At 71.6% G+C, this 1,327-nt stretch carries 2 protein-coding genes; both read right to left on the bottom strand.

Annotation, left to right across the window (positions count from 1 at the left end; translation table 11 throughout):
• On the bottom strand, window positions 1–351 hold a 351-nt coding region (locus AB0M27_RS47895), incomplete at its 3' end, for an ATP-binding cassette domain-containing protein (RefSeq protein ID WP_365732474.1).
• Window positions 348–1,325 carry an ABC transporter permease gene (locus AB0M27_RS47890; protein WP_365732473.1) on the bottom strand — a complete coding sequence of 326 codons (978 nt, stop codon included), beginning with the start codon at window positions 1,323–1,325 and terminating at the stop codon, window positions 348–350. The genes AB0M27_RS47890 and AB0M27_RS47895, both read right to left, overlap by 4 nt.
• Between the last annotated feature and the right edge of the window lie 2 nt (window positions 1,326–1,327).

The raw sequence follows: 1,327 nt of genomic DNA, 5'->3' as shown, positions 1-1,327 counted from the left end.
CGCGATCTGGTCGCCCACCGGGTAGTACGGGTCAAGCGAGGAGAGCGGGTCCTGGAAGACCATGGCGGCCTGCGCGCCCCGCAGGGCCCGCAGTTCGCGGTCGTCGGCCGTGTTCACGTCCGTACCGGCGACGCGGACAGTGCCGCCGACCCGGGCGCCGGTCCCCCGGTGGAGGCCGAGCAGGGCGTAGGCGGAGGCGGACTTGCCGGATCCGGACTCCCCGACCACGGCGAGCGCGCCGCCCGCTTCCAGCGTGAAGGAGAGCCCGTCCACGGCCCGTACGGAACCGAAGTCGACGGTGAGACCGGCGACCTCCACCAAGGGCTCCACCAGAGGCTCATGCGTTGTCATGACAGGACCACCCGTCGGTCGGCCAGCGCGTACAGCAGGTCCGCGACGGCATTGGCGAGGACGACGAAGAACCCGGTCACCAGCACCATGCCGACCACCACGGGCAGGTCGACGAGCTTGACCGCGTTGACCAGCTCGCGCCCGATGCCGGGGATGCCGAAGAGGGATTCGGTGAGCACCGCGCCGCCGAACATCGTGCCGAAGTCCAGGGCGCTGAGCGCGATGACGGGCGCCACCGCGCCCCGGAGGGCGTGGCGGCCGATGATGGCCCGCTCCCCGACCCCGTACGCGCGGAAGGTGCGCACATGGTCCTCGGCGAGCGTCTCCAGCATGGCGCTGCGGGTGAGCCGCGCGTACTTGGCGGACTCGATCAGCGCCAGCGACACCCAGGGCAGCAGCAGCCCCCACGCCCACTGTTCCGGATCCTCCGCGAAGGGGACGTAACTCGGGGCGGGCAGCCACTGGAGGGTGGAGCAGAACACGATGATGAGCAGCAGCCCGATGACGAAGACGGGCGTGGCCGAGCCCGCGAGGGTCAGCCAGGTCAGGACGCGTTCGGTGAGCCGGCCGCGCCGCCAGGCGGAGAGCACGCCGGTGCCCACGCCGAGCAGCAGCCAGCCGGCGAAGGCCCCGATGACCAGCGAGCCGGTGACCGGGAGCTTGGCCAGGATGAGTTGGGTGACCTGCTGGTCGGACTGGTAGGAGACGCCGAGGCAGGGCGCGGAGCAGTGCTCCACGCCGGTGCCCGTGGAGTAGTCCTGGCCCGCGACGATGCCCTGGAGGAAGTGCCCGTACTGCACGTACAGCGGGTCGTCCAGCCGCAGTTGGCCGGTGACCTGGGCGAGCTGGGCGGGTGAGCAGCGCGGGCCGCAGACGAGCTGGGCGACGTTGCCGGGGGCCACGTAGAAGATGCCGTAGAGGATGGCGGTCAGGGCGAAGAGGACGAGGACCGCCCCGCCGAGCCGCCGGATCAGGA

It is taken from the genome of Streptomyces sp. NPDC052107 (assembly GCF_040680215.1).
In the GTDB taxonomy this organism is placed as follows: domain Bacteria; phylum Actinomycetota; class Actinomycetes; order Streptomycetales; family Streptomycetaceae; genus Streptomyces.
This window is presented reverse-complemented; position numbering and strand designations above follow the sequence as displayed.